The 21962-nt window shown below is 67.7% G+C and carries 21 protein-coding genes; 10 read left to right on the forward strand and 11 right to left on the reverse strand.

The features are described 5' to 3' along the window. Positions 1-33: 33 nt before the first annotated feature. From D7252_RS06955 to D7252_RS06985, 7 genes are all read right to left on the reverse strand, one after another. The gene (locus D7252_RS06955) at positions 34-687 is read right to left on the reverse strand and encodes a response regulator transcription factor (protein ID WP_120774715.1); all 654 of its coding nucleotides are present in this window, start codon (positions 685-687) and stop codon (positions 34-36) included. After that, positions 684-1808 (reverse strand): sensor histidine kinase, encoded by a 1125-nt coding sequence (locus D7252_RS06960; RefSeq protein WP_183055206.1) that lies wholly within the window; start codon positions 1806-1808, stop codon positions 684-686. Before D7252_RS06960 ends, D7252_RS06955 begins: the two co-directional genes overlap by 4 nt. A 10-nt stretch (positions 1809-1818) precedes the next feature. Next, positions 1819-2499, reverse strand: coding sequence for a DUF2306 domain-containing protein (locus D7252_RS06965; protein WP_120776853.1), 681 nt, complete (start codon positions 2497-2499; stop codon positions 1819-1821). A 61-nt stretch (positions 2500-2560) separates the two neighbouring features. Then, positions 2561-3565, reverse strand: coding sequence for a LacI family DNA-binding transcriptional regulator (locus D7252_RS06970; protein ID WP_120774717.1), 1005 nt, complete (start codon positions 3563-3565; stop codon positions 2561-2563). An 87-nt stretch (positions 3566-3652) separates the two neighbouring features. Next, entirely contained in the window at positions 3653-5314 is a 1662-nt protein-coding gene (locus D7252_RS06975; protein WP_120774718.1) for a glycoside hydrolase family 13 protein, read from the reverse strand. A gap of 216 nt (positions 5315-5530) precedes the next feature. Further along, positions 5531-6427 (reverse strand): SDR family oxidoreductase, encoded by an 897-nt coding sequence (locus tag D7252_RS06980; RefSeq protein WP_120774719.1) that lies wholly within the window; start codon positions 6425-6427, stop codon positions 5531-5533. Between the two features lie 164 nt (positions 6428-6591). Continuing rightward, positions 6592-8238 (reverse strand): beta-N-acetylhexosaminidase, encoded by a 1647-nt coding sequence (locus tag D7252_RS06985; protein ID WP_120774720.1) that lies wholly within the window; start codon positions 8236-8238, stop codon positions 6592-6594. 260 nt (positions 8239-8498) lie between these two features. Here D7252_RS06985 and D7252_RS06990 point away from each other — a divergent pair, with 260 nt between their 5' ends. The 6 genes from D7252_RS06990 (at position 8499) to D7252_RS07020 (ending at position 15519) form a co-directional block, all read left to right on the forward strand. Then, the gene (locus tag D7252_RS06990; RefSeq protein ID WP_120774721.1) at positions 8499-9821 is read left to right on the forward strand and encodes an extracellular solute-binding protein; all 1323 of its coding nucleotides are present in this window, start codon (positions 8499-8501) and stop codon (positions 9819-9821) included. Between the two features lie 109 nt (positions 9822-9930). After that, the gene (locus D7252_RS06995) at positions 9931-10914 is read left to right on the forward strand and encodes a carbohydrate ABC transporter permease (protein ID WP_215110914.1); all 984 of its coding nucleotides are present in this window, start codon (positions 9931-9933) and stop codon (positions 10912-10914) included. Between the two features lies 1 nt (position 10915). Continuing rightward, positions 10916-11770 (forward strand): carbohydrate ABC transporter permease, encoded by an 855-nt coding sequence (locus D7252_RS07000; RefSeq protein WP_120774722.1) that lies wholly within the window; start codon positions 10916-10918, stop codon positions 11768-11770. A 112-nt stretch (positions 11771-11882) separates the two neighbouring features. After that, positions 11883-12995 (forward strand): ROK family transcriptional regulator, encoded by a 1113-nt coding sequence (locus D7252_RS07005; RefSeq protein WP_183055207.1) that lies wholly within the window; start codon positions 11883-11885, stop codon positions 12993-12995. After that, the gene (locus tag D7252_RS19815; RefSeq protein WP_183055208.1) at positions 12992-14104 is read left to right on the forward strand and encodes an ROK family transcriptional regulator; all 1113 of its coding nucleotides are present in this window, start codon (positions 12992-12994) and stop codon (positions 14102-14104) included. The genes D7252_RS07005 and D7252_RS19815 overlap by 4 nt, the downstream gene beginning before the upstream one ends. A 149-nt stretch (positions 14105-14253) precedes the next feature. Continuing rightward, a complete protein-coding gene (locus D7252_RS07020; protein WP_120774725.1) occupies positions 14254-15519 on the forward strand; it encodes a hypothetical protein in 1266 nt (421 codons plus the stop codon). 48 nt (positions 15520-15567) lie between these two features. Here the strand turns inward: D7252_RS07020 and purQ are convergent, their stop codons facing one another. The 3 genes from purQ to D7252_RS07035 form a co-directional block, all read right to left on the reverse strand. Then, the gene (gene purQ, locus D7252_RS07025; protein WP_120774726.1) at positions 15568-16275 is read right to left on the reverse strand and encodes a phosphoribosylformylglycinamidine synthase subunit PurQ; all 708 of its coding nucleotides are present in this window, start codon (positions 16273-16275) and stop codon (positions 15568-15570) included. Further along, positions 16272-16520, reverse strand: coding sequence for a phosphoribosylformylglycinamidine synthase subunit PurS (gene purS, locus D7252_RS07030; protein ID WP_120774727.1), 249 nt, complete (start codon positions 16518-16520; stop codon positions 16272-16274). Before purS ends, purQ begins: the two co-directional genes overlap by 4 nt. Before the next feature lie 103 nt (positions 16521-16623). Continuing rightward, the gene (locus D7252_RS07035; RefSeq protein WP_120774728.1) at positions 16624-17187 is read right to left on the reverse strand and encodes a DUF2306 domain-containing protein; all 564 of its coding nucleotides are present in this window, start codon (positions 17185-17187) and stop codon (positions 16624-16626) included. Between the two features lie 67 nt (positions 17188-17254). Between D7252_RS07035 and D7252_RS07040 the strand changes: the two genes are divergently transcribed. Then, a complete protein-coding gene (locus D7252_RS07040) occupies positions 17255-17875 on the forward strand; it encodes a MerR family transcriptional regulator (RefSeq protein ID WP_183055209.1) in 621 nt (206 codons plus the stop codon). Between the two features lie 39 nt (positions 17876-17914). Here D7252_RS07040 and D7252_RS07045 read toward each other — a convergent pair whose 3' ends face one another. Next, positions 17915-18445 carry an adenine phosphoribosyltransferase gene (locus tag D7252_RS07045; protein WP_120774730.1) on the reverse strand — a complete coding sequence of 177 codons (531 nt, stop codon included), beginning with the start codon at positions 18443-18445 and terminating at the stop codon, positions 17915-17917. A 146-nt stretch (positions 18446-18591) separates the two neighbouring features. On the opposite strand from D7252_RS07045, the gene D7252_RS07050 reads away from it, so the two are divergent. The 3 genes from D7252_RS07050 to D7252_RS07060 all read left to right on the forward strand — a co-directional run bounded on the left by D7252_RS07050 (position 18592) and on the right by D7252_RS07060 (position 21957). After that, complete coding sequence (locus D7252_RS07050; RefSeq protein WP_120774731.1) at positions 18592-19902, forward strand: ABC transporter substrate-binding protein; 1311 nt, start codon at positions 18592-18594, stop codon at positions 19900-19902. Between the two features lie 121 nt (positions 19903-20023). Next, entirely contained in the window at positions 20024-21073 is a 1050-nt protein-coding gene (locus D7252_RS07055) for a carbohydrate ABC transporter permease (RefSeq protein ID WP_120774732.1), read from the forward strand. Further along, the gene (locus D7252_RS07060) at positions 21070-21957 is read left to right on the forward strand and encodes a carbohydrate ABC transporter permease (RefSeq protein WP_120774733.1); all 888 of its coding nucleotides are present in this window, start codon (positions 21070-21072) and stop codon (positions 21955-21957) included. Before D7252_RS07055 ends, D7252_RS07060 begins: the two co-directional genes overlap by 4 nt. Positions 21958-21962: the final 5 nt, after the last annotated feature.

Below are 21962 nucleotides of genomic sequence, written 5' to 3' on the forward strand. Positions count from 1 at the left end.
TGCCCTGTTGCTGACCCAAGACAGCCCGAGGGGTCAACGCCCGGGTCCGACACGGCCCGTGTCGAAGGCCCACATGGCGGCCTCCACGCGGTTGCGGAGCCCCAGCTTGGTCAGGATCGCCCCGATATGGGTCTTGACCGTGCCGAGGGAGAGGAACAGGCGCTCCCCGATCTCGACGTTCGTCAGCCCCTGGGCGAGGAGGACGAGCACCTCTTCTTCACGACCCGTCAGCCGCTCCGCGGGCGCGGCGATGTCGGGACGCGGAGCGGCGAAAGCGCTGAGCAGGCGCGTCGTGATCTGCGGCGAGACGAGCGACTCCCCCGACGCCGCGGCGCGGATGGCTTCGCCGATGAGCTGCGCGCCGGCATCCTTCAGCAGAAACCCCTTGGCCCCCGCGCGCAGGGCTCTGTGCAGGTACTCGTCGAGGTCGAACGTCGTGATGATGACCACCGCAAGGGGGTCCTCGACACCGGGCCCTGCGAGTCGCGCCGTGGCTTGGATGCCGTCGAGATGAGGCATGCGGATGTCGAGCAGGGCCACGTCAGGGCGCAGGGTCCGAGCCAGCGCGACCGCCTCGAGTCCGTCGGCCGCCACGCCCACGACTTCGATGTCCGAGAGGGCGTTCAGCAGCATGCGCAGGCCCGTGCGCACCGGCTCCTGGTCGTCGGCGACGAGGACACGGATCATGGGGCCCTCCGAGGGATCCGCGCGTGGACCAGCCAGCCGCCCTCCGGCTGCCGGCCCGCATCGACCGTGCCGCCCAAGAGCGCGACGCGCTCGGCGATGCCCACCAATCCATATCCCTCCGATGCGGCCGTCGCCGGTCCTCTCCCGTCGTCGCGCACCCTGAGGTCGAGGTCTTCTCCCTCGGCGCGCAGAGTGATCGACACCTCGGTGACAGCATCCGCGTGCCGACGAGCATTCGTGACCGCTTCTTGAGCGACACGGTACAGCGTTGCCGCATGGAGCTCGGACGGAGCATCCATCTGCTCGATCTCCACCGTGACCCGAGGCGGCCCGACCGTCGCGAGTCGAGCGAGGTCCGACAGCCCGGTCGCCGGCGCGTACTCCGCCGCGGTGCGCAGCGTGCGGACGAGAGAACGCATCTCGTCGAGGACGGTCTTGGCCTCGGTCTCGATGACACGGAGCGAATCCGCGACCACCGACGGATCGTCGACGGCGAAGGCAGTGGCCTGGGCGCGGATGGCGATGGCTGACACGTGGTGACCGATCGTGTCGTGCAGGTCCCGTGCGAGTGCTTCGCGTTCCTGGGACCGTGCGACGGCGATCTCCTTCTGCCGGCGCTCGGCGCGCTCCCGCCGGAGTGCCCCGAGCAGGCAGGCGCAGCCGACGAACAGTACACCGGCGAGCGCGCCGATGACGCCGTCTCCGGCAGGTTCCGGCCCCAGAGCCGCGGAGGACAGGACTCCCGCGGCGAGAGCGACACCCCCGATGACGCGCGCGTTCCTCGCTCCCCAGCGGAACAGGGAGTACGGCGCCAGGATCAATGCGAACATCGTGGCCATTCCGTCTCCGGGGACCCCGGCGGCGAACTGCGCGACGTCGAGAGCGGCGGTGAGAGCGGTGACGATCAGAACGACAGCGAGGGGGTGGCTTCGCCGCCAGAGAAGCCCGGACAGCATGACCACGGTGAGAACGACCGTCGCTGCCGGCCAAGACAGATCATCACGGAGCGAGCCCTCGACGATCGCCGCGACGATCAGGACGGCGACGACCACCGACTCCCGAAGGCGCGGCAGAGCTTGTCTCCCGGTCGTCGGACGAAGCCGCACGGTCGCAGTGCCCACACGGGGCATGCTACCCACCCACCGCGACGGGGCGCGGCCGCCGAACGCTCCGGACTACCCTCTGGCGGCGGATCACCACCTCCGCGACGACCATGTTCAGAACCCAGCCGGCATCCATCTGCACCAGCCGCCAGAACTCGTCGGGAGCTCCGAAGGCGATCAGAAAGGGCGCCGAGGTGAGCACCTGCGTGCCCGCGCCCAGTGCCAGTGCATACCCGCGGATCATCCATGCGCGATGGCTCGCGACATCGAGGCGCAGGATGGCGGTGAGCCCAAGGACGATGAACGCGACCATGAGAATCCCCACGACATAACGGGAAAGCTGCAGAGCGACTCCGTCGACGGGCGGGACATCGTAGAACGCGGTCATCCACAACCCGGTGCCCGCCACGATCAGCCCCGAGGGCACCAGCAGGTAGCGTCCCGCGAAACGGTGCCACCCGATGTGCCGTCGACGAAGCCCGGGCAGGAACTGGAAAGCGCCGACGAAAGAGAAGACGAGCGCGCCGATGATGTGCAGCACGACCGGGAGCGGCATCCGGACGAACCGGGCGTTCTGCGCCGTCTCGGCGGCGCCGGATGCGAGTTCGCCGAGGCGCACGCCGCCGGCGAGTGAGGGGATGAGGGCGAGGGCGATCAGTCCGGCGGCGATGAGCCATTCCCCGCGGTGCGCGGGTCGTGTGGTGTGCATCCCCCCACGCTCGCGGTTCGGCGCCGTCGCCACATCGGCCATTCGGCCGGTTGCGTGGGGATCAGACGCGAGCGGTCGTCCCGCGCACGTTCAATTCGTAGGGGAGAGCTGCGGGGATGCGCACGGCATCCGGCTCCGCGAGCTTGGCGAGGACCGCCTCGGCCGCCCGCTCGCCCTGCCCGAGGGGGAACTGATCGACCGTCGACAGGCGGAAGAACTCGCCCAGCTCATGACCGTCGATGCCGACGATCGAGAGATCCTCCGGCACCCGGAACCCCAGATCGCGGGCGGCGAGGAGAGCGCCGATCGCCATCTCGTCGGATGCCGCGAACACCGCGCTCGGGCGAGGACCGGGGCGACCGAGCAGCTGTTTCGCCGCCCGGTATCCGCCTTCCACGGTGAAGTCCGCGGGCTCCAGGAATGCCGGATTGAGGGGGATGCCGGCCTTCGCGAGTGCCCGCTCGAAACCCAGCCGCCGGTTGGTCGGGATGTGGAAGTCGATGTCGAACTCGGGGTTCGCGCCGATGTGTGCGATGTCGCGGTGTCCGAGTCCGAGCAGGTGTTCCGTGGCCAACTGCGCGACCGCGATGTCGTCGACCGTGAGCGTGTCGAGCTTCGGGTTCGGCCCGCCGATCGCGATGACCGGCAGGCCGAGGTCGAGCAGGTGCTGTGTCTCCGCCTCATCGAGCTCGATCGCCACCGCGATGACGGCGTCCACTCGCTGACGGCGCAGGAAGGTGTCGAAGACGTGTCGGCGCACGTCCTTGTCGGCGGTGATGTTGTAGAGGGTGATGTCGTAGCCCTCCCGCATCAGCGCGGCGGAGACGCCGGAGAGCACCGTGCTGAAGAACCAGCGGTCGAGGAACGGCACCACCACGCCGATGTTCCGCGTGCGGCCGGATGCGAGGCTGGACGCGCGTGACGAGACGACGTAGCCCAGCGACTGCGCCGCCGCCTGCACGCGTTCCCTGGCCGACTCGGACACGTGCCCGCGGCCGCTCAGGGCGCGCGAGACGGTGGCGGTGGAGACGCCGGCGAGCCGGGCCACTTCGTCGATGCTCGCCATGAGTTCTCCGTTTTGCGTGCTCCGGTCGCGAGATGTCAGGCCCGCCGGGGCGTTTCCCGTGACATATCGCGACCGGAACAGGATGGGTCAGGCCGTGGTGTACCAGACGGTGGTGTCCACGGGGAGGGAGGTGCCCTCGATCGGCTGGCTCGACAGCACGATCCGGGCATCGGACGGCAGCTCGAGAGACGCCGTCCCGAGGTTGGCGACCACGTGCACGTCACCGCGACGGAAGGCCACGGCATCGGCTCCGGCCTCTTCCCAGACGAGTGAACCTGAACCGAAGCCGTGCTCGCGACGAGCGGCCAGCAGCTGCTTGTAGAGGGTGAGTGTCGAGGACGAGTCGGCCTCTTCGACGTCGCGCGCGTAGGCCGCCCACTCGGCGGGCTGCGGCAGCCACGAGCGCCCGGTGTCGTTGAACCCGAAGGCCGTGCCCTCTGCCGTCCAGGGCAGCGGCACTCGGCATCCGTCACGTCCGTAGCGCTTGCCCTCGGTGCGGAACCAGGTGGGATCCTGGCGGAACGCGTCGGGGATCTCCATCGCCTCCGGAAGTCCGAGCTCCTCCCCCTGGTACAGGTAGGCAGAGCCGGGCAGAGCCAGCATCAGGGTCGTCGCCGCGCGCGCACGGGCCAGGCCGATCGCGGTGTCGGGCTTGTCTGCCGTGTTCGGTCCGATGCCCTCGCCCTGCGGGTTGTCCGCCGTGAGGGCGAGACGGGAGGCGTGGCGGACGACGTCGTGATTCGACAGCACCCAGGTGCTCGGGGCTCCGACGGCACCGAACTCGTCAAGGGACTCGCGGATGACGTCGCCGAGTTCTTTCGCGTCCCACGCGGTCATCAGGTACGGGAAGTTGAACGTCTGGTGCATCTCGTCAGGACGCACCCACAGAGCGGTCTGCTTGAGCGTCGGCATCCACGCCTCACCGCAGAGGGCGCGGTCGCCGTCGTACTCCGCAAGCACCTCGTGCCAGTCGCGGTAGATGTCGTGCACGCCGTCCTGACCCCAATACGGCACGTTCGCCTCGCCGCCGCCCATCGAGTCGGCATCGCTCGGAGGCGTGTAGTCGGGGAGTCCGTCGGCCTTGATCATGCCGTGCGCCACGTCGACGCGGAACCCGTCGACGCCGCGGTCGAGCCAGAAGCGCAGGATCGAGCGGAACTCTTCGCGAACCTCTTCGTTGTTCCAATCGAAGTCCGGCTGGGTGGGATCGAAGATGTGCAGGTACCACTGGCCGGGTGTGCCGTCGGCTTCGACGACGCGCTCCCACATTCCACCGCCGAACACGGACTCCCAGTTGTTGGGCGGGAGTTCGCCGTTCTCGCCCTTGCCGTCGCGGAAGATGTGACGCGCACGCTCGGGGCTGCCAGGAGCCGCCTTCAGCGCTTCCTGGAACCAGGCGTGCTGAGCGGACGAGTGGTTGGGGACGAGGTCGACGACGACGCGGATGTCGCGGGCATGCGCTTCCGCGAGCATCTCGTCGAAGTCGGCGAGCGTGCCGAACAGCGGGTCGACATCGCGGTAGTCGGCGACGTCGTAGCCGGCGTCGCGCTGCGGGCTCGTCATGAACGGGCTGAGCCAGATGGCGTCCACGCCGAGGTCGGCGAGCGAGTCGAGCCGCGCGGTGATCCCCGGCAGGTCGCCGATGCCGTCTCCTGACGCATCCGCGAAGGAGCGCGGGTAGATCTGGTAGATGACGGCGGTGCGCCACCACTCGGAACCGGGGGCTGCGATCTGCTCAAGCTGTGCCATGGGACGAGACTAGTGCAAACGCTTGCAGTCCTGCCAGATCGCGGATCGAATCGGTTCGGAGGCGTGATCGGATCGCCTTCCGGGTGATCGTTTGCATCCCTCGGTGGCACTCCTCCTTGTCGGACGAAACGCCAGATGTCGGACGCAACGGGGCGAAGCATCCGACATCTGGCGCGTCGGCCCCCAAAGTGGGGACGGGGTCCGGTGGATGCCGGGTCAGGGAGTGGGCATCCCGCCGTTGACGTTGAGCGTCTCGCCGGCGACGTAGCTCGACTCGGCCGAGGCGAGGAAGACGTAGGCGGGAGCGAGCTCCGCCGGCTGCCCCATCCGACCCAGCGGCGTGTCCTCGCCGAAGCTGTCGATCTTCTCCTGCGGCTGACCGTCACTGGGCTGCAGCGGCGTCCAGATCGGTCCGGGCGCGACGGCGTTCACGCGGATGCCCTTGGGCGCGAGCTGCTGCGCGAGACCCTTCGTGAAGGCGTTGATCGTCGCCTTGGTCGAGGCGTAGTCGACGAGGATGTCAGACGGCGAGTAGGCCTGGATCGACGTGGTGTTGATGATCGCGGAGCCCGCGGGGAGATGCGGGAGCGCGGCCTTCGTGATCCAGAACATCGCGTAGACGTTCGTCTTGAAGGTGTCGTCGAACTGCTCGTCCGTGATGTCGGCCAGCGACTCCTGGAAGATCTGCTTCCCGCCGTTGTTCACGAGGATGTCGATTCCCCCCAGGGCGGCCACGGCGTCGGCGACCAGCGCACGGCAGTACTCAGGATCGCGGAGATCGCCGGGCAGCGTGGCGACGTTCGCGCCCGCTTCCCGGAGGATCCCGGCGATGCGGCTGGCATCCTCCTCTTCCTCCGGCAGGTAGGAGATGGCGACATCGGCACCCTCGCGGGCGAACGCGATGGCGGTGGCGGCGCCGATGCCCGAGTCGCCGCCGGTGATCAGGGCCTTGCGGCCCTTCAGGCGGCCGCTGCCTCGGTAGCTCTCCTCGCCGAGGTCGGCCTTCGGGGCGAGATCGGCGTCGAGGCCGGGCTCGGGCATGTGCTGCTTCTCGGGCTCGATGTCCGAGTAGAGCTCGGCAGGATTGACGAAGGTGTACTGGTCGCGGGCCATGGTGTGTCCTTTCCTTTTCCCGGTCGGCGGCTGCGTTTCGAAACGCGACCGAACGAGCGGAGCGAGCGGATGGCAGGCCCCCATCCTGCGCAGAGTCGCCGCAGTGGGGCAAAGCCTTGCCAGGTCGCGATCCCTTTGCTACAAGGCCCTGCCCCGCGCGTGCGTCACCCGATGTTCGCGGTGATCTTCGCCAGGTGGGCCGCCGCCTGCTCGGCGGACCGCGTCCGTCCGCTCACCCCGGGACGCTCCTGCCAGGGCCGCGGGCCATCCGCGGGACGGTACTCGACGCCGACAGCGTCCAGACGGGCGAGGTGCTCGCTCAGCCGCGGGGCGAACTCGGCATACTCGCGGTCGCCCGCGGTCCACAGTGCTTCGGCGACAGCGCACAGTCGGGGGAAGGCGCGGTAGTCGAGGCCACGCATCGAATCGATGTGCTCGGTCCAGAGGTTCGCCTGTCCGCCGAGCACGTGCCGCGCCTGCTCGACGTCGAGCTCCGCGGGCACCGGATCGAAGGAGTACGCCGTCTCCGTCGTCGTGACAGTTCCGGTCGGGATCGGCTCGGACGGGAGATCGGATTCTCGGTAGTCGAGATAGACCGTGTCCTCAGGGCAGGCGATGACATCGTGGCCGGCACGCGCCGCGGCCAGGGCTCCGACGCGCCCGCGCCAGGACAGGACCGTCGCACCGTCCGCCAGCCCGCCCTCGAGGATCTCGTCCCACCCGAGAAGCCGACGTCCGCGGGATGCCAGATGCCGGCCGATGCGACCGACGAACCAGCTCTGCAGCTCCTCCTCGTCGTGCACACCGATTTCTCGCATGCGCTCCTGCGTTCGCTCATCCTCGACCCACTGGATCTTCGGGCATTCGTCGCCGCCGATGCAGATGTACTCCGAGGGGAAGAGGTCGATGACTTCGTCGAGTACGTCGCAGAGGAAGCGGATCGTCGATTCCTCGACGTTGAAGATCACGGGGTTGACGCCCCAGAGCGTCCACGGTGTGGGCGGGGCGTTGTCGCCGACGCCCAGCTCGGGGTATGCGGCCACCGCGGCCTGCGCATGACCGGGAAGTTCGATCTCGGGCACCACGGTGATCCCACGCGCGGCGGCGTACGCCACGATCTCGCGGATGTCGTCCTGCGTGTAGAACCCGCCGTGGGGCCGTCCGTCGGCGGGCGATCCGGGCTGGGCCCCGAGTTGGGTCTCCGGCCGCCATCCGCCGACCTCGGTGAGACGCGGGTATCGGTCGATCTCGATGCGCCAGCCCTGATCGTCGGTGAGATGCAGGTGCAGTGTGTTGAGACGGTGCATCGCGAGCAGATCGATGAAGCGCAGCACATCGCGGGTCGGTGCGAAGTGCCGGGCGACATCCAGCATGGCGCCGCGCCAGGAGAACTTCGGCGAATCCTCCACGCGGGTCACGGGAGTCGTCCACCGCTGACTCGAGACGGGGGAGCGCCGGTGCACCGCCGCAGGGAAGAGCTGCAGCAGTGCCTGGACGGCCCAGTGTCCCCCTCGTCCGGTCGACGCTGAGAGGCGGACGAACCCCGGCGTCGTGTCGAGTTCGAATGCCTCATCGGCGAGCGTCGGACGCACGTCCAGACGGATGCTCGGGCCTCCGTCGGCCACATCCGTCGATGCGTTCTCGGTCACGCTCAGCGGCAGGACGAAGCCGGTCGCTGCTCGCAGCCGCTCCTGCAGTCTCAGGGCGGGTTCGATCAGATCGGGATGGGTGGACAGCCGGCTGTCTCCGGTGAGTTCGAACTCTCCGGGTGCGGTCGTCTGAATTGCGGGTCGAGGCAGAAGGGTCGGCATCCGGTGACTCCCTAGTCATTTCGAGGGGGACATGAATTCGTTGGTTACATGTCCTAATAGTTAGTAAACAATGTGACTTAATTGCAGGCGTCCTGTCAGGCCGCAATGTCGAAACATCGCCGTCACAACGCGGAAACTTTGCAGTGCAACATCTACCAACATAATGATTGACAAAGGATATGCAACAGATGTGTACTAATTTCACCGCTCGACACATTGATGTATCCGACCGCGGTATCCCACCTACCAAGGAGAGTTAAGTGGCAATCAGAAAATCGACGGCAATCGGTGCGTTCGGCATCGTCACCGTCCTCGCACTCACCTCATGCTCAGGCTCGACCGGCGCAGGCAACGCTGCTGCCCCCACGGACGGAAAGGTGCCCGAGGTCGACGGGAAGGGCAAGAAGCTCACCGTCTGGGTCATGGAGAACGACTACACCGCCGAGACGCTGGACGCCATCAACGCCGAGTTCACCGAAATCACCGGCGCCGAGGTCAGCGTGCAGTCGCAGACGTGGGACGGCATCACCACCAAGATCACCACCGCCCTCGCGACCGACACCCCACCCGACGTTCTCGACGTCGGCAACACCCAGATCGCCAGCTATGCCGCCAACGGCGGGCTGCTCGATCTCACGCCGTATCAGGACGATCTCGCGCAGGGGCAGACGTGGCTCGACGGACTCGTCGACCCTGCCACGATCGACGGCAGTCTCTACGGGGTGCCCGGATTCGCCGGTGCCAGAGCCGTCATCTACAACAAGAAGATGTGGGCGGATGCGGGTGTGACCGCGGCGCCGACCACGTACGAAGAACTCACCGCGGCGCTGGACAAGGTCAAGGCCGCGAACGCGCAGACGCCGGACTTCTCGGCCTTCTACCTGCCGGGACAGTACTTCTACGCCGGGATGCAATTCGTCTGGGATGCCGGTGGGGAGATCGCCACCGAGGAGGACGGCGAATGGGCCTCCGGTTTGGGCTCCCCGGAGGCTGTCGAGGGGCTCGAGGCTTTCCAGGAGTTCCAGAACGAATACTCCACCGCCGCATCCGCGACGCTCGACACCTTCGAGCCGAACCAGAGCCAGCTCTTCGCCGACGGGAAGGCCTCCGCCATTCTGAACACCAACACCGGAGCGATCCTGAAGATCAACCCGGCACTCGAAACCGACCTGGGCACGTTCCCGCTTCCCGGAATCTCGGGTGAAGCTCAGCCGGTCATGCTCGGCGGGTCGGACTGGGCGATCCCGGTCAAGTCGAAGAACTCCGACCTCGCCCTGAACTGGGTGAAGATCGCGGCGAGCCCTGAGATTCAGAAAGATCACGTCTTCGGCGTCGACGGGTGGATCCCGAACAGCGTCGAAGGCATCGAGTTCGCTCAGGAATCGCTGGACGACGTCAAGGCGAGCTTCTTCACGGCCGCACTTCGCTCGAAGGCCACCCCGGCCAACGCGAACTGGACGACGATCGAGAGCAACAAGGCCATCAACAACCTCTTCTCGTCGATCGCGTCGGGCGCGAAGACTGCCGAAGAGGCGGCGAGCGACTTCGACGCCGATGCCGACAAGACGCTGAACACCCCGTAGCGCCGCGGGTGCCGTGCGATCGCGCCCATCGCGCGGCACCCTCTCGCGTCCGAACTTCTCCGGCACTGCCCTCGTGCGGCAGCGCCGCGACCCGACGAAAGGCGAGACCTTGGTCACCACTTCAACGGAGCCCCCGCCGACGGCTCCTCTTCTCTCCCCGCGGCCGCCGCGACCGCCGCGGACGCGCCGCGCCGGTGGTCTCACCCGTTCATCGGCACCGTTCTGGCTGCTGACGCCTGCGGGTCTGATGATCGTGTTCGTGACGCTGCTGCCGATCGGGTTCCTGATCTTCACATCGTTCACCAACTACAACCAGCGCACGCTCTTCACCGGCGCCTTCGAGTTCGTCGGCCTCGATCAGTACGCCGCGGTCATGGCGGACCGGGAGTTCTGGCTCTCACTCACCCGCACCATGATCTTCACCGCCGCCCTCGTCGTCGGCAGTGTCGCCATCGGTGCGGGCATGTCGCATCTCATGACCCGCCTCCCCTCGGCCATCCGCCATCTGACCACGGTGGTCCTCATCCTCGCGTGGGCGATGCCGAACGTGGCGTCATCGATCGTGTGGTCCTGGCTGTTCCAGCCGCAGTACGGCGTGATCAACTGGATGCTGACGCAGCTCGGCGTCTTCGGCGACATGACCAGCCGCGACTGGGCATCCGACCCCGTCCTCGTGTGGGTCTGCATCTGGCTCCTCGTGGTGTGGCAGGCGGTGCCGTTCATCGCTCTGACCCTCTATGCCGCCGAGACGCAGGTGGCGGTCGAGCTGAAGGAGGCCGCCCGCCTCGACGGCGCCTCCGAGTGGCACGTCTACCGCGTGGTCGTACTGCCCTCCATCGCGCCGACGATCCTGCTGGTGACGATGCTCTCGATCATCTGGGACTTCAACGTCTTCAATCAGATCTGGCTCATCTCCGAGGGCGGCCCCGACGGCGCGACCTCGACGCTCGGCGTCTTCACCTATACGACCGCCTTCTCGGGCAACCTCCAGATCGGTGCCGGTTCAGCGATCGCGGTCGCCTCGACGATCATCCTCGCGGCCTTGAGTGCCGTGTACATCCGACACCTCGTGCGCTCGGGAGAGGACCTCTGACATGACCACTCGCACTCGCCGTCTGCGCCGGGTCCCCTGGATCAGCAGCACCATCGCGATCCTGTTCTGCATCGTCTGGGCGTTCCCCGTCTACTGGATGGTCAACACCGCCTTCAAACCGCGGTCGGAGATGCTCAGCAGCACGCCCCACTTCTTTCCGGAGGCGCCGACACTCGACAACTTCTTCACCGCGATCGGCAAGGGCCAGTTCCTGGTCTACCTGCAGAACTCGGTGATCGTGGTCACCGGAGCGGTCGTCTTCGCGATCGTGCTCGGCATCTTCGCCGCCGCCGCGCTCTCGCGGTTCCGGTTCCGCGGGCGCCGCTCGATCCTCGTCCTCATCCTCATCGTGCAGATGCTTCCCGGGACCGCCCTGCTCATCCCGCAGTTCCTCATCTTCAACTCGATGGGCTTGCTCGGCACCTACTGGGGCCTGATCTTCGCCTACGTCGCCAGCGTGCTGCCGTTCTCGATCTGGGTCATGCGCGGCTTCTTCCTCGCCATCCCGATCGAGATCGACGAGGCGGCGCGCATCGACGGCGCCTCGACCTGGCAGGTGCTCACACGAGTGCTCTTCCCGCTCGTGATGCCGGGGATCATCTCCAGCAGCGTGTTCGCCTTCATCGCCGCCTGGAACGACTACATCATCGCCTTCACCTTCATGAAGGACCAGGTGAACTACACGCTCCCGGTGTGGCTGAACTCCTTCACCGTCTCGGTCGGCGGCGAGATGGGCACGGACTACGGCGGACAGATGGCGGCGGCGACGCTGTTCTCCTTGCCTGTGGTGGTGTTCTTCATGATCATCCAGCGCAACCTCGTCACCGGCATGTCCGCCGGCGCCGTCAAGGGCTGAGCGCGCGTGGATGTCCGCTGATCACACGAGCGGATCGAGCAGCCGCGCGGTGCCCGATCCGCCCGTCGAGGAAACAGTGCCCCCGGATCCGGGGCGCGGGAGACAATGGGCTGTGGCCGATCTCCGCATCACGACCAAGGCGCTCCCCGAGCACAACCGCCGGCGCAACCGCGCGATGCTGCTGCAGACCCTGTTCCACGAGGGGCCACGGAGCCGGGCGGACATCGCACGCGGCTCGGGCTTGAACAAGGTCACGGTCTCGGCGATCGTCGGCGATCTGATCGAGCAGGGCATCCTGGTGGAGGCCGGGCACTCGACCGATGTCCGAGTCGGCAAGCCGGCCACGCTCGTGGCCATCGACGACGACTCGCGCTCGGTCATCAGCCTCGACCTGTCGGATGCTCTGTCGTTCCGGGGAGCGGTGATGAACCTGCGCAGCCGGGCATCGCACCAGCTGCAGGTCGATGTCCGCACCGAGCGGGGGGATGCCGCCATCGCGCGCGTGATGGCGCTGGCCGAGGAACTGCTCGCGCAGGCCCCCGCTCCGGTGCTGGGCATCGGCGTCGGCAGCCCCGGCGTGGTGGACCGCACGGGAGTCGTACGCTTCGCCCCGCACCTGGGATGGTTCCACGCTGATCTCCGCGGTGCGTTGAGCGAGCGGTTCGGCCTTCCCGTGCACGTCGTCAACGATGCCAACGGGATGGCCCTGGCCGTCCACACCTTCCGGGAGAACGACGGCCGCAGCATCCTCATCGTGACCATCCAGCGCGGTGCGGGCGCGGGACTGATCGTCGGCGAGAGCCTCATCGACGGGATGGATTTCACTGCAGGCGAGATCGGCCATGTCGTGGTGGACCCGCGTCGGGAGACCGACTGCCTGTGCGGGCGAGCGGGATGCCTCGACTCCATCGTGGCCGTTCCCGCGATCCGGCGCCGCCTCGACGCCGGGGAGGATCGCCAGGTGGTGATGGACGATGCCGCGGATGCGCTCGCGGCCGCCGTCGCGCCCATCATCTCGCTGCTCGGCGCCACCCACGTGGTGATCGTCGGCCCGGAGGATGTCTACGACGAGGACTTCGCCCGACGCACGCGAGAGCACCTGGCGGAGCGCACGTTCCCGTCGACGACGAGCTCGATCGGTGTCGACATCGCCTCCGACGGCGGGCTGCTGGCCCTCCAGGGGCCGCTCGTCGCCGTGCTCTCCGCAGAACTCGGCATCTCGTGAGCACCGCGCGGGGCACGGAGAAGGCTCTGCCCGAGCACACCCGTCAGGTGAACCGTTCGCTGATCCTCCGGACGCTTTTCCGTGCTGACGCGATGAGTCGCGCTGACCTGGCGCGGGCGACAGGACTGACCCGCGTGAGCGTGTCGCGGATCGTCGATGAGGTATCCGCCGAAGGGATCGTGCGCGAGAGCGGACCCCGTCCGGAAGGCCGGGTGGGCAAGCCCAGCACGCTCATCGCGCTGAATCCGGATTCGTATCACGTCGTCACGCTCGACCTGTCGGCGTATGCGGAGCTGAGCGGTGCGATCATGAACCTCGCCGGCGAGGTCGTCCACTCGCGGACCGTACCGACCGGCGGCGCTCGCGGCATCGCGCTCCTCGACAAGGTCTGCGCTCTCGCGGCCGCGCTCGTCAAGCGGTCGACCGTGCGGGTCCTCGGAGTCGGCGTCGGCTCACCCGGTGTCGTGAACGCGGCGGGCGTGGTGCGCGAGGCGGTCGCTTTCGACTGGCACGACCTCGATGTCGCCGCGGCGATCGCCGCAGCGGTCTCGGTGCCGGTGCACGTCGCCAACGACGCCAACGCCGCGGCTCTTGCTGCCCGCACGTACGGCCAGCCTGGCGTCGACAATCTTGCCCTCGTCCGGATCGGGCAGGGCATCGGAAGCGGTGTCATCGTCGGCGGCGCGCTCGTCACGGGCCGCCGATTCACGGCGGGTGAGATCGGGCACGTCCTCGTCGACGACGACGGCGAGGTCTGCCGGTGCGGCCGGCGCGGGTGCCTCGAGGTTGTCGCCGCCGTTCCGTACATCCGGCGACGTCTGGCCGAGCCCGGCGCATCGCCAGACGCCGTCCTGGCCACGGCAGGGCGAGCCCTCGGCCGCGTCCTCACGCCGGTCGTCGCGGCACTGGGGCTCGAGCACGTGGTCCTGTCGGGGCCGCTCGACATCGTCGGGGGTGTGTTCCTGGAGGCGACGAAGGACGCCATCGAGCACGACGCGCTGGCGATCGTCACCGATGACTTCGAGATCCGCGTCGCGGTGCGCGGAGACGACATCGTGCTGCTCGGCGGTACCGCGCTGGTCGTCGCCGAGGAGCTCGGCATCCGCTGATCCGCAGGTTCGGTGCCGGCGCTCGCCGAAGGTCAGAGAACTATGGACTTTCGCCACTTCTCCAGCCTCGCGCGCCATGCGAGGCTGCTTTTGCGACGTGTGTCGCCCGCACGAGATCGGCTCGGACGCGGTCCGATCGAAGGGGTCCCATGCCTGGTTCCATGCGTCGATCCGGACTTTCGGCGGTGCTCGCCGCTGTCGTCTCGGCGGCGATGCTCGCCAGCGCGGCGCCCGCGGCATCGGGTGACAGCGCGCCGTCAGGAAGTGCGGCGCCGGAAACCACCGCACCCGGTCAGGCGGAGTCCGTCGAGGGGGCATACGACTTCCTGGACGATCGCGTGGACGAGTTCTGCGACAGTGCCGGCCGCTGCCTTCCCCGGAGCTATCAGGGCGGATTCTTCACGACTCCGAGCTGGGACTTCACGCCGTCTTTCGTCTACGACGACTCTCTGGTGGTGATCGCCTACACGGCCCGCGGCCTGCCGGAGGACATCCGCCGGGCGCAGGCCATCGGCGACACCCTGCTCTTCGTGCAGGAGAACGATCCGATCGCCGACGGCCGAGTCCGCACGTCGTACGAACCGCACGGAATCCGTCAGGGACGGGTGGAGATCACCGGACCGGGCACCTTCACCGGCAATCAGGCGTGGGTGGGAATGGCCCTTGCGCGGCTCTTCCACGCGACCGGCGAGACCAAGTACCTCGACGGAGCGGTGCGGATCGGTCAGTGGGTTCAGACGAACACTGCCGATATGGTGCGCGCTCCCTACGGCTACACCGGCGGTCAGGTCGACGATGGCACGTCGCTGACATGGAAGTCGACCGAGCACAATGCCGACCTCGCAGGATTCTTCACGCAGCTCGCCCAGCTCACGGGCGACCGGGTCTGGGCGGAGCGCGCCGAGGTCGCAGCCGGTTTCGTGGCGGCGATGCAGTCTGCCGACGGCCACGTCGACACGGGAACCCTGCTCGATGGAAGCACGATCAACACGCGTCCGATCCCGCTGGACGCGCAGACCTGGCCGGCACTCGCCACCGGCGATGCCCGTTACGGCGCTGCTCTGGATTGGACGCTCGGGCACCTGATCGCCACGGACGGACCGTACCAGGGGCCGTCGATCAGCGACACCGACGTCTCGAAGGTGTGGTTCGAGGGCAGCGGCCAGATGGCGTTGGCGCTCCGGCTTCGCGGCTCAGACGGTGATGAAGCTCGGGCCGAGACGTTCCTCGCCGGCATCCGTCTGGCGCAGCGCGAACAGCCGAACGGCGACGGCAGAGGGATCGTCGCGACGTCGAAGGACGGCCTGGATTCCGGCTTCGGCGATCTCTACTACGCGAGTCTGCACACCGGAACGACGGCCTGGTACCTGCTCGCCGCGGCGGCGGACAACCCCTTCGCCCTTCCGGGCGACTGAACCCGGGCGACTGAGCCGAGCGACCGGACCCGAGCGACTGAACCCGAGTTACGCGGCGACGCGCGCGATCGCGGCGACGGCGCTGGTGAAGAAATCGAGTCCGTCGATTCCGCTGCGCATCGCCACGGTCGTGTCGGGACCGAATCCCGGCTCTGTGGCGTGTTCGGGGTGAGGCATCAGGCCGACGACGTTGCCCGCTTCGTTGGTGAGCCCCGCGATGTCGCGCAGCGAGCCGTTCGGGTTCACGCCCGCGTAGCGGAAGGCGACGAGGCCCTCGCCTTCGAGGCGGTCGAGCGTCTCGTCGTCGGCGATGTAGCCGCCGTCGCCGTTCTTCAGCGGGATGACGATCTCCTGGCCACGACGGAAGGCGTTGGTCCAGGCGGTGTCGGCGTTCTCGACGACGAGCCTCTGGTCGCGGCGCACGAAATGCTGGTGATCGTTGCGGATCAGGCCGCCGGGCAGCAGGTGTGCCTCGACGAGCATCTGGAAGCCGTTGCAGATGCCGAGGATGGGCATGCCGGATGCCGCGGCATCCTTCACCTCGGCCATGATCGGCGAAAGGGCGGCGATGGCCCCTGCGCGCAGATAGTCGCCGTAGCTGAATCCGCCGGGGAGGACGAGGGCGTCGACGCCCTGGAGGTCGTGCGATCCGTGCCAGAGGGCGACCGGCTCGGCGCCGGCGAGGCGGACGGCCCGCTGCGCGTCGCGATCGTCGAGCGAACCGGGGAAGGTGATGACCCCGACGCGAACGCTCACTCGACGACCTCGATGCCGACGACGTCTTCGATCACGGAGTTGGAGAGCACCTCGTCGGCGACGCGCTTGGCCTCGGCGAGAAGCTCGTCGGTGACCTCGCCCTCGACGGTGAGCTCGAAGCGCTTGCCGATGCGGACGTCGCTGAAGCCCTCGACACCCAGGCGGTTGAAAGCGCCGGAGACGGCCTTCCCCTGCGGGTCGAGCAGTTCGGACTTGGGCATGACGTCGACGACGATGGTGGGCATCGTGATCCTCCTGGCGGCCGCAGGTCGCAGCTGTGGTCATTGAGCGACGAGCGCAGCGAGGAGTCGAAACGCCGGGAGTCGCGGGCGGACGGGCGCGTCCAGTCTACTGCCCTGCTGCTCGGGCGATCTCCGGCGCGGCTGCCCCTTCGTTCGCCTTCGACGCCGCCCGCTTCCGCGACGCGCGGGCGCGCGCTCGGGCGTCGAGCATCCGCCGCCCGGCGGGGGAGAGCACTGCCGCGACCCAGAGGGTGGTCGCCACGATGATCGCCGCCACGATCGACCAGAAGAGTGTCGGATCATCGACGGCGAGGGTCGGGATCGCCCGCCCCGGCGCCACAGCGGCGAAGGTCCCGGCCGCGACGGTTCCAGCCCAGGAGCCGATCATGTTCGCACGGTGCGCCTTCACGTCACCTCGGATGATCGCGCGAATGCCGAGCGTGGTGGTGATCAGAGTGAAGATCGCCAGAGCGTGGAAGATCCCGAAGCCGCCGCCTTCGTAGATCAGCAGGCCGGAGACGCAGACGAAGTACATCATGACAGCGAAGGTGCGTCCGAGCAGGCGGTGCGCAGCATCCTTCCGGCGGCGCAGGAAGTTGACCGGGCCGATCAGGATCACGAACGACGCGGCGACGGCGTGGATCGGAATGAGGATGTGCAGGGGGTCCATGTCTCATAAGATAAGGTCGCTATCCAAACCCTGCATCCTGGATAGCGAAGGGCCCACGGACGATCCGATGAAGCTGAGTCAACTCGCACGCCGCACCGGAGCGAGCACTGCGTCGATCAAGTTCTGGATCCGGTCGGGCGTCCTTCCCGCGGGCGAGCTGCGCAACCAGACCACCGCCGTCTACGGCGAGCATCACGTCGAACGCATCGCCCTCATCCAGACGCTCCGCAGCGAGTTCGATGCGTCGACCGAGGGGATCCGCGCGCTGACCGACCTCGTCGACGATCCCGGTGCGACACTGCTCGACATCATGGAGGCGTGCCAGGTGCTCGCGACCGGGATGGTCGTCTCGACGGAGCCCGACGACGTGCAGGCCGCATTGATCGGCGAGCTCCAGGAGCGGATGGGTTGGCTGCGCTTTCGCAGCGTCGCGTCGTCTGCGCTCATCCGGGCGCTCGCCGGCTCCGCGCGCGTCGGCTATGCGTACGATCTCGACGATCTGGTGCACTATGCGGAGGCGCTGGAGCCGATCGCGATGGCCGACATCGGGTCGATCCAACCGGAGGGCACGCGGGACGTCGTCGCGCGCAACGTGCTCGTCGCGGCCGCAGCGCAGCATCGCGTCCTCGTGGCCATGAACCAGCTCGCGCACACCGCGGCCGCGATCCGCACCGCCACCGGCGGGTGAGTACCAGCCCGCGCGAAAAAGCCGCGGTAGACGTGGGCCTCAGGCGTGGAAGACCGTGTGCAGGTCGCCGATAGCCGCGCGCCCGCCGAGCCCGTCGATCTCGAACAGCACCGAGATGCCGATGACGTGGCTGCCGAGACGTTCGACCAGCTCTCGCCCTGCCGCGAGGGTGCCGCCGGTGGCGAGCACGTCGTCGATGAGCAGGACGCGTGAGCCGGCGGGCAGGTCGTCGTGCATCTCGATCGTCGCGGTGCCGTATTCGAGGGCGTAGTCGACGGATGCCGCGGGCCGCGGAAGCTTGCCTGCCTTGCGGATCGGGATCAGCCCCACCCCCGCGGCGATGGCAGCCGTGCCGGCGAGGATGAACCCGCGCGCTTCGATGCCGGCGACCACGTCGAACTGGCCGGCGAAGGGCTCGATGATCGCCTCGGTCGTGGCGCGGAGAGCCTCGGCATCCGCCAGCAACGGCGTGATGTCGCGGAAGACGATCCCCGGCTGCGGGTAGTCGGGGATGCTGCGGATCAGGGTCGCGGCGCGGGTGAGGGCGGGGGAGAGCGGGGCGGAAGGCACCGAGCAAGGCTAACTCAGACCCGCTCTTGACTTTCATGGGAGCGCTCTCATAGAGTGACTGGTCAAGCCGTGGGAGCGCTCCCACGACTTGTCCCGCGCATCACATTGCACGATCCCGCACGACCCCGCACACAAAGGAGTGACTTGTGAATACACGTGCCCGCACCCGGATCCTGGCGACTGCCGCCGTCGCATCCGTCGCCGCCCTCGCCCTGGCCGGCTGCTCCGGCAGCTCCGGCGACGCCGCCGAAGGCAGCGCCGACGAGGACGTCACACTGACGGTGACCACCTTCGGCACCTTCGGTTACGAAGAGCTGTACAAGGAGTACGAGAAGGCCAACCCGAACGTCACGATCGAGGCGACCAACATCGACACCGGTGGCAACGCCCGCACCGACGCCTTCACCAAGATCGCCGCAGGCAGCGGTCTCAGCGACATCGTCGCCGTCGAGGAGGGCTGGCTCGGCGCGATCATGAAGAACTCCAGCACGTTCGTCGACCTCCGCGACCACGGCATCGAAGACCGCAAGGGCGACTGGCTCGATTGGAAGTACGACCAGGCCACCGATCCTGAAGGCCGAGTCATCGGCTACGGCACCGACATCGGCCCGAGCGGCATCTGCTACAACGGACCCGCTCTCGAGGCGGCCGGGATGCCCAGCGACCGAGAGGGCGTCGCCGAGCTGCTCGACGGCGACTGGGAGAACTACTTCGCCGTCGGCAAGGAGTACACCGAGAAGACCGGCAAAGCCTGGTACGACCACTCCGGCTTCGTCTGGAACGCCATGGTCAACCAGCTCGAAGAGGGCTACTACACCGCCGACGGCGAGCTGAACGTCGACGGCAACAAGGAGCTCATGGAGCGCTTCGAACTGCTCGGAGCAGCCACCGAGGGCGGACAGTCCGCCGCGCAGAAGGCGTGGGACTGGAACGGCGGCAAGTCGTTCGTGGACAGCTCGTTCGCGACGTTCGTCTGCCCCGGATGGATGCTCGGCATCGTTCAGGGTCAGGTCGAGACCGGTGGCGGCGATGCGTCGACCGGCTGGGACTTCGCCGACGTCTTCCCCAACGGCCCGACGAACTGGGGAGGCGCGTTCCTCTCGATCCCGGAGACGTCAGAGCACAAGGAAGCCGCAGCCGAGCTCGCCAGCTGGCTGACCGAGTCCGAGCAGCAGGTGAAGCAGTCCGCCGCTGCCGGCAACTTCCCGTCCACCGTGAAGGCGCAGGAGACGCTCGCCGAGGACGCGACGCCGAACGAGTTCTTCAACGAAGCGCCCACCGGTGCGATCCTGGCCGAGCGTGCCAAGGGCGTCGTGGCGCAGTTCAAGGGACCGGACGACTCCATCATCCAGGAGAACGTGTTCGGCCCCGCTCTGCGGAGCCTCGATCTCGGTGAGGTCGACACCCAGGGTGCCTGGGACAAGGCGGTCGACCTGCTGAACCAGCTGGTCGACTGACCCTCGGGGCGTTTCGTCTCGCTTCGCCCGCTCCACGAGCGGTTCCGGTCGCCGAGCGAGACGAAACGCCCCACCCTCCCCCGCAGCATCCGCCACTTCCCGCCCGAGACAAGGACGACTCATGACTCTCACCGCACCCCCCGCGGAGCGCAGTGACGCAGCATCCGCTCCACAGAAGAAGGCGGATGCTCCCCCCAAGCGCCCCTGGCGTCACCGCGTCTCGCGGTTCGACCAGCACGCGTCCCCGTATCTCTACATCTCGCCGTTCTTCCTGCTCTTCGGGCTGGTCGGCCTGTTTCCCCTGCTGTACACCGTCTGGGTCGCCGTCCACGAGTGGGATCTCCTCGAGGGGCAGGGCGAGTTCGTCGGCATCGGCAACTTCGTCGAGATCCTCGGCGACCCGATGTTCTGGAACTCGATCTTCAACACGCTGAGCATCTTCCTGCTCTCCGCGATCCCGCAGCTCGCGGTCGCCCTGTTCATCGCCTACCTGCTGGACCGAGGCCTTCGCACTCCGACGTTCTGGCGGATGAGCGTGCTCATCCCCTTCGTCGTGACCCCGGTGGCGGTCGCCATCATCTTCTCCAGCATCTTCAACGAGGCCGACGGCCTCGCCAACAACCTGCTGAATCTCATCGGCATCGCCGACCAGCAGTGGAAGACGGACACCGGCCTGTCGCACATCGCGATCGCCGTCATGGTGAACTTCCGCTGGACCGGCTACAACGCCCTCATCCTGCTCGCCGCCATGCAGTCCGTGCCCCGTGACCTCTACGAGTCCGCGGCCCTCGACGGGGCAGGGTCGGCGCGGCGCTTCTTCTCGATCACGATCCCGACGATCCGTCCGACCCTGATCTTCGTCATCATCACCTCGACGATCGGCGGTCTGCAGATCTTCGCCGAGCCGAAGCTGTTCGATGCGTCCACCGCCGGCGGCATCGGCGGCAGCGACCGGCAGTTCCAGACCACGGTGCTGTTCCTCTGGGAGCTCGCCTTCTTCCGTCTCAACCTCGGTGAGGCATCCGCCGTCGCCATCCTGCTGTTCCTCCTCATCGTCGGGATCGGCGTGATCAACTTCCTCATCTCTCGGAGGATCTCCACCGGAGACGACCGGCGAAACCGCGCCGCTCGGCGCCGCGCCCGCCCGACCAGCAAGGAGGAGGCGCGATGACCGCCACCCAGGCACTGAGCGTTCCGGAGAAGATCCGCCGCCGCAGCACGTCCGCCGGGACCGCCGGAATCGGCAGCCGTCCCGGATTCCTGACCTACGGCCTGCTCGCCGCGTTCATCATCGGCAGCGCCTATCCGCTGTGGTGGTCGGTCGTGGTGGCCAGTGGCACGAACTCCACCCGGGGTGAGACGCTGCCCCTCATCCCCGGCGGGAACTTCTTGGCGAACGCGGCCAAGGTGTTCGACGCGATCCCGTTCTGGCTGGCCCTGGGCAACTCGTTTCTGATCTCCAGCATCATCACGATCTCGGTGGTGACCTTCTCGACCCTGGCGGGCTATGCGTTCGCGAAGCTCCGCTTCAAGGGCCGCGATGGCCTGATGATCTTCGTGATCGCGACTATGGCGATCCCGACGCAGCTCGGGATCATTCCCCTGTTCATGCTGATGCGGGAGTTCGGATGGACCGGCTCCATCGGCGCGGTGATCATTCCGACGCTCGTCACGGCGTTCGGCGTGTTCTTCATGCGGCAGTATCTCGTCGATGTCATCCCGGACGAGCTGATCGAGGCGGCCCGGATGGACGGCGCGAATCAGTTCCGCACCTTCCTGACCGTCGGCATCCCGGCGGCCCGGCCGGCGATGGCGATCCTCGGGCTCTTCACCTTCATGACCGCGTGGACCGACTACCTGTGGCCGCTGATCGTGCTCTCCCCTTCGAACCCGACCCTGCAGACCGCCTTGAGCCAACTGCAGTCCGGCTACTACGTCGACTACTCCATCGTGCTCGCCGGTGCCGTGCTCGCCACTCTCCCGCTGCTCGTGCTCTTCGTGGTCGCGGGACGTCAGCTGGTCAGTGGCATCATGGCCGGCGCGGTGAAAGGATGACCCTC

Source organism: Microbacterium sp. CGR2 (assembly GCF_003626735.1).
In the GTDB taxonomy this organism is placed as follows: domain Bacteria; phylum Actinomycetota; class Actinomycetes; order Actinomycetales; family Microbacteriaceae; genus Microbacterium.

Coding starts and splice junctions, on each gene's coding strand:
- D7252_RS07000 (WP_120774722.1), top strand. CDS start 10,916: ATGACCACTCGCACTCGCCGTCTGCGCCGGGTCCCCTGGATCAGCAGC.
- D7252_RS06975 (WP_120774718.1), bottom strand. CDS start 5,314: ATGGCACAGCTTGAGCAGATCGCAGCCCCCGGTTCCGAGTGGTGGCGC.
- D7252_RS06965 (WP_120776853.1), bottom strand. CDS start 2,499: ATGCACACCACACGACCCGCGCACCGCGGGGAATGGCTCATCGCCGCC.
- purS (WP_120774727.1), bottom strand. CDS start 16,520: ATGCCCACCATCGTCGTCGACGTCATGCCCAAGTCCGAACTGCTCGAC.
- D7252_RS07035 (WP_120774728.1), bottom strand. CDS start 17,187: ATGGACCCCCTGCACATCCTCATTCCGATCCACGCCGTCGCCGCGTCG.
- D7252_RS06955 (WP_120774715.1), bottom strand. CDS start 687: ATGATCCGTGTCCTCGTCGCCGACGACCAGGAGCCGGTGCGCACGGGC.
- D7252_RS07055 (WP_120774732.1), top strand. CDS start 20,024: ATGACTCTCACCGCACCCCCCGCGGAGCGCAGTGACGCAGCATCCGCT.
- D7252_RS06970 (WP_120774717.1), bottom strand. CDS start 3,565: ATGGCGAGCATCGACGAAGTGGCCCGGCTCGCCGGCGTCTCCACCGCC.
- D7252_RS07020 (WP_120774725.1), top strand. CDS start 14,254: ATGCCTGGTTCCATGCGTCGATCCGGACTTTCGGCGGTGCTCGCCGCT.
- D7252_RS06980 (WP_120774719.1), bottom strand. CDS start 6,427: ATGGCCCGCGACCAGTACACCTTCGTCAATCCTGCCGAGCTCTACTCG.
- D7252_RS07060 (WP_120774733.1), top strand. CDS start 21,070: ATGACCGCCACCCAGGCACTGAGCGTTCCGGAGAAGATCCGCCGCCGC.
- D7252_RS07040 (WP_183055209.1), top strand. CDS start 17,255: ATGAAGCTGAGTCAACTCGCACGCCGCACCGGAGCGAGCACTGCGTCG.
- D7252_RS06985 (WP_120774720.1), bottom strand. CDS start 8,238: ATGCCGACCCTTCTGCCTCGACCCGCAATTCAGACGACCGCACCCGGA.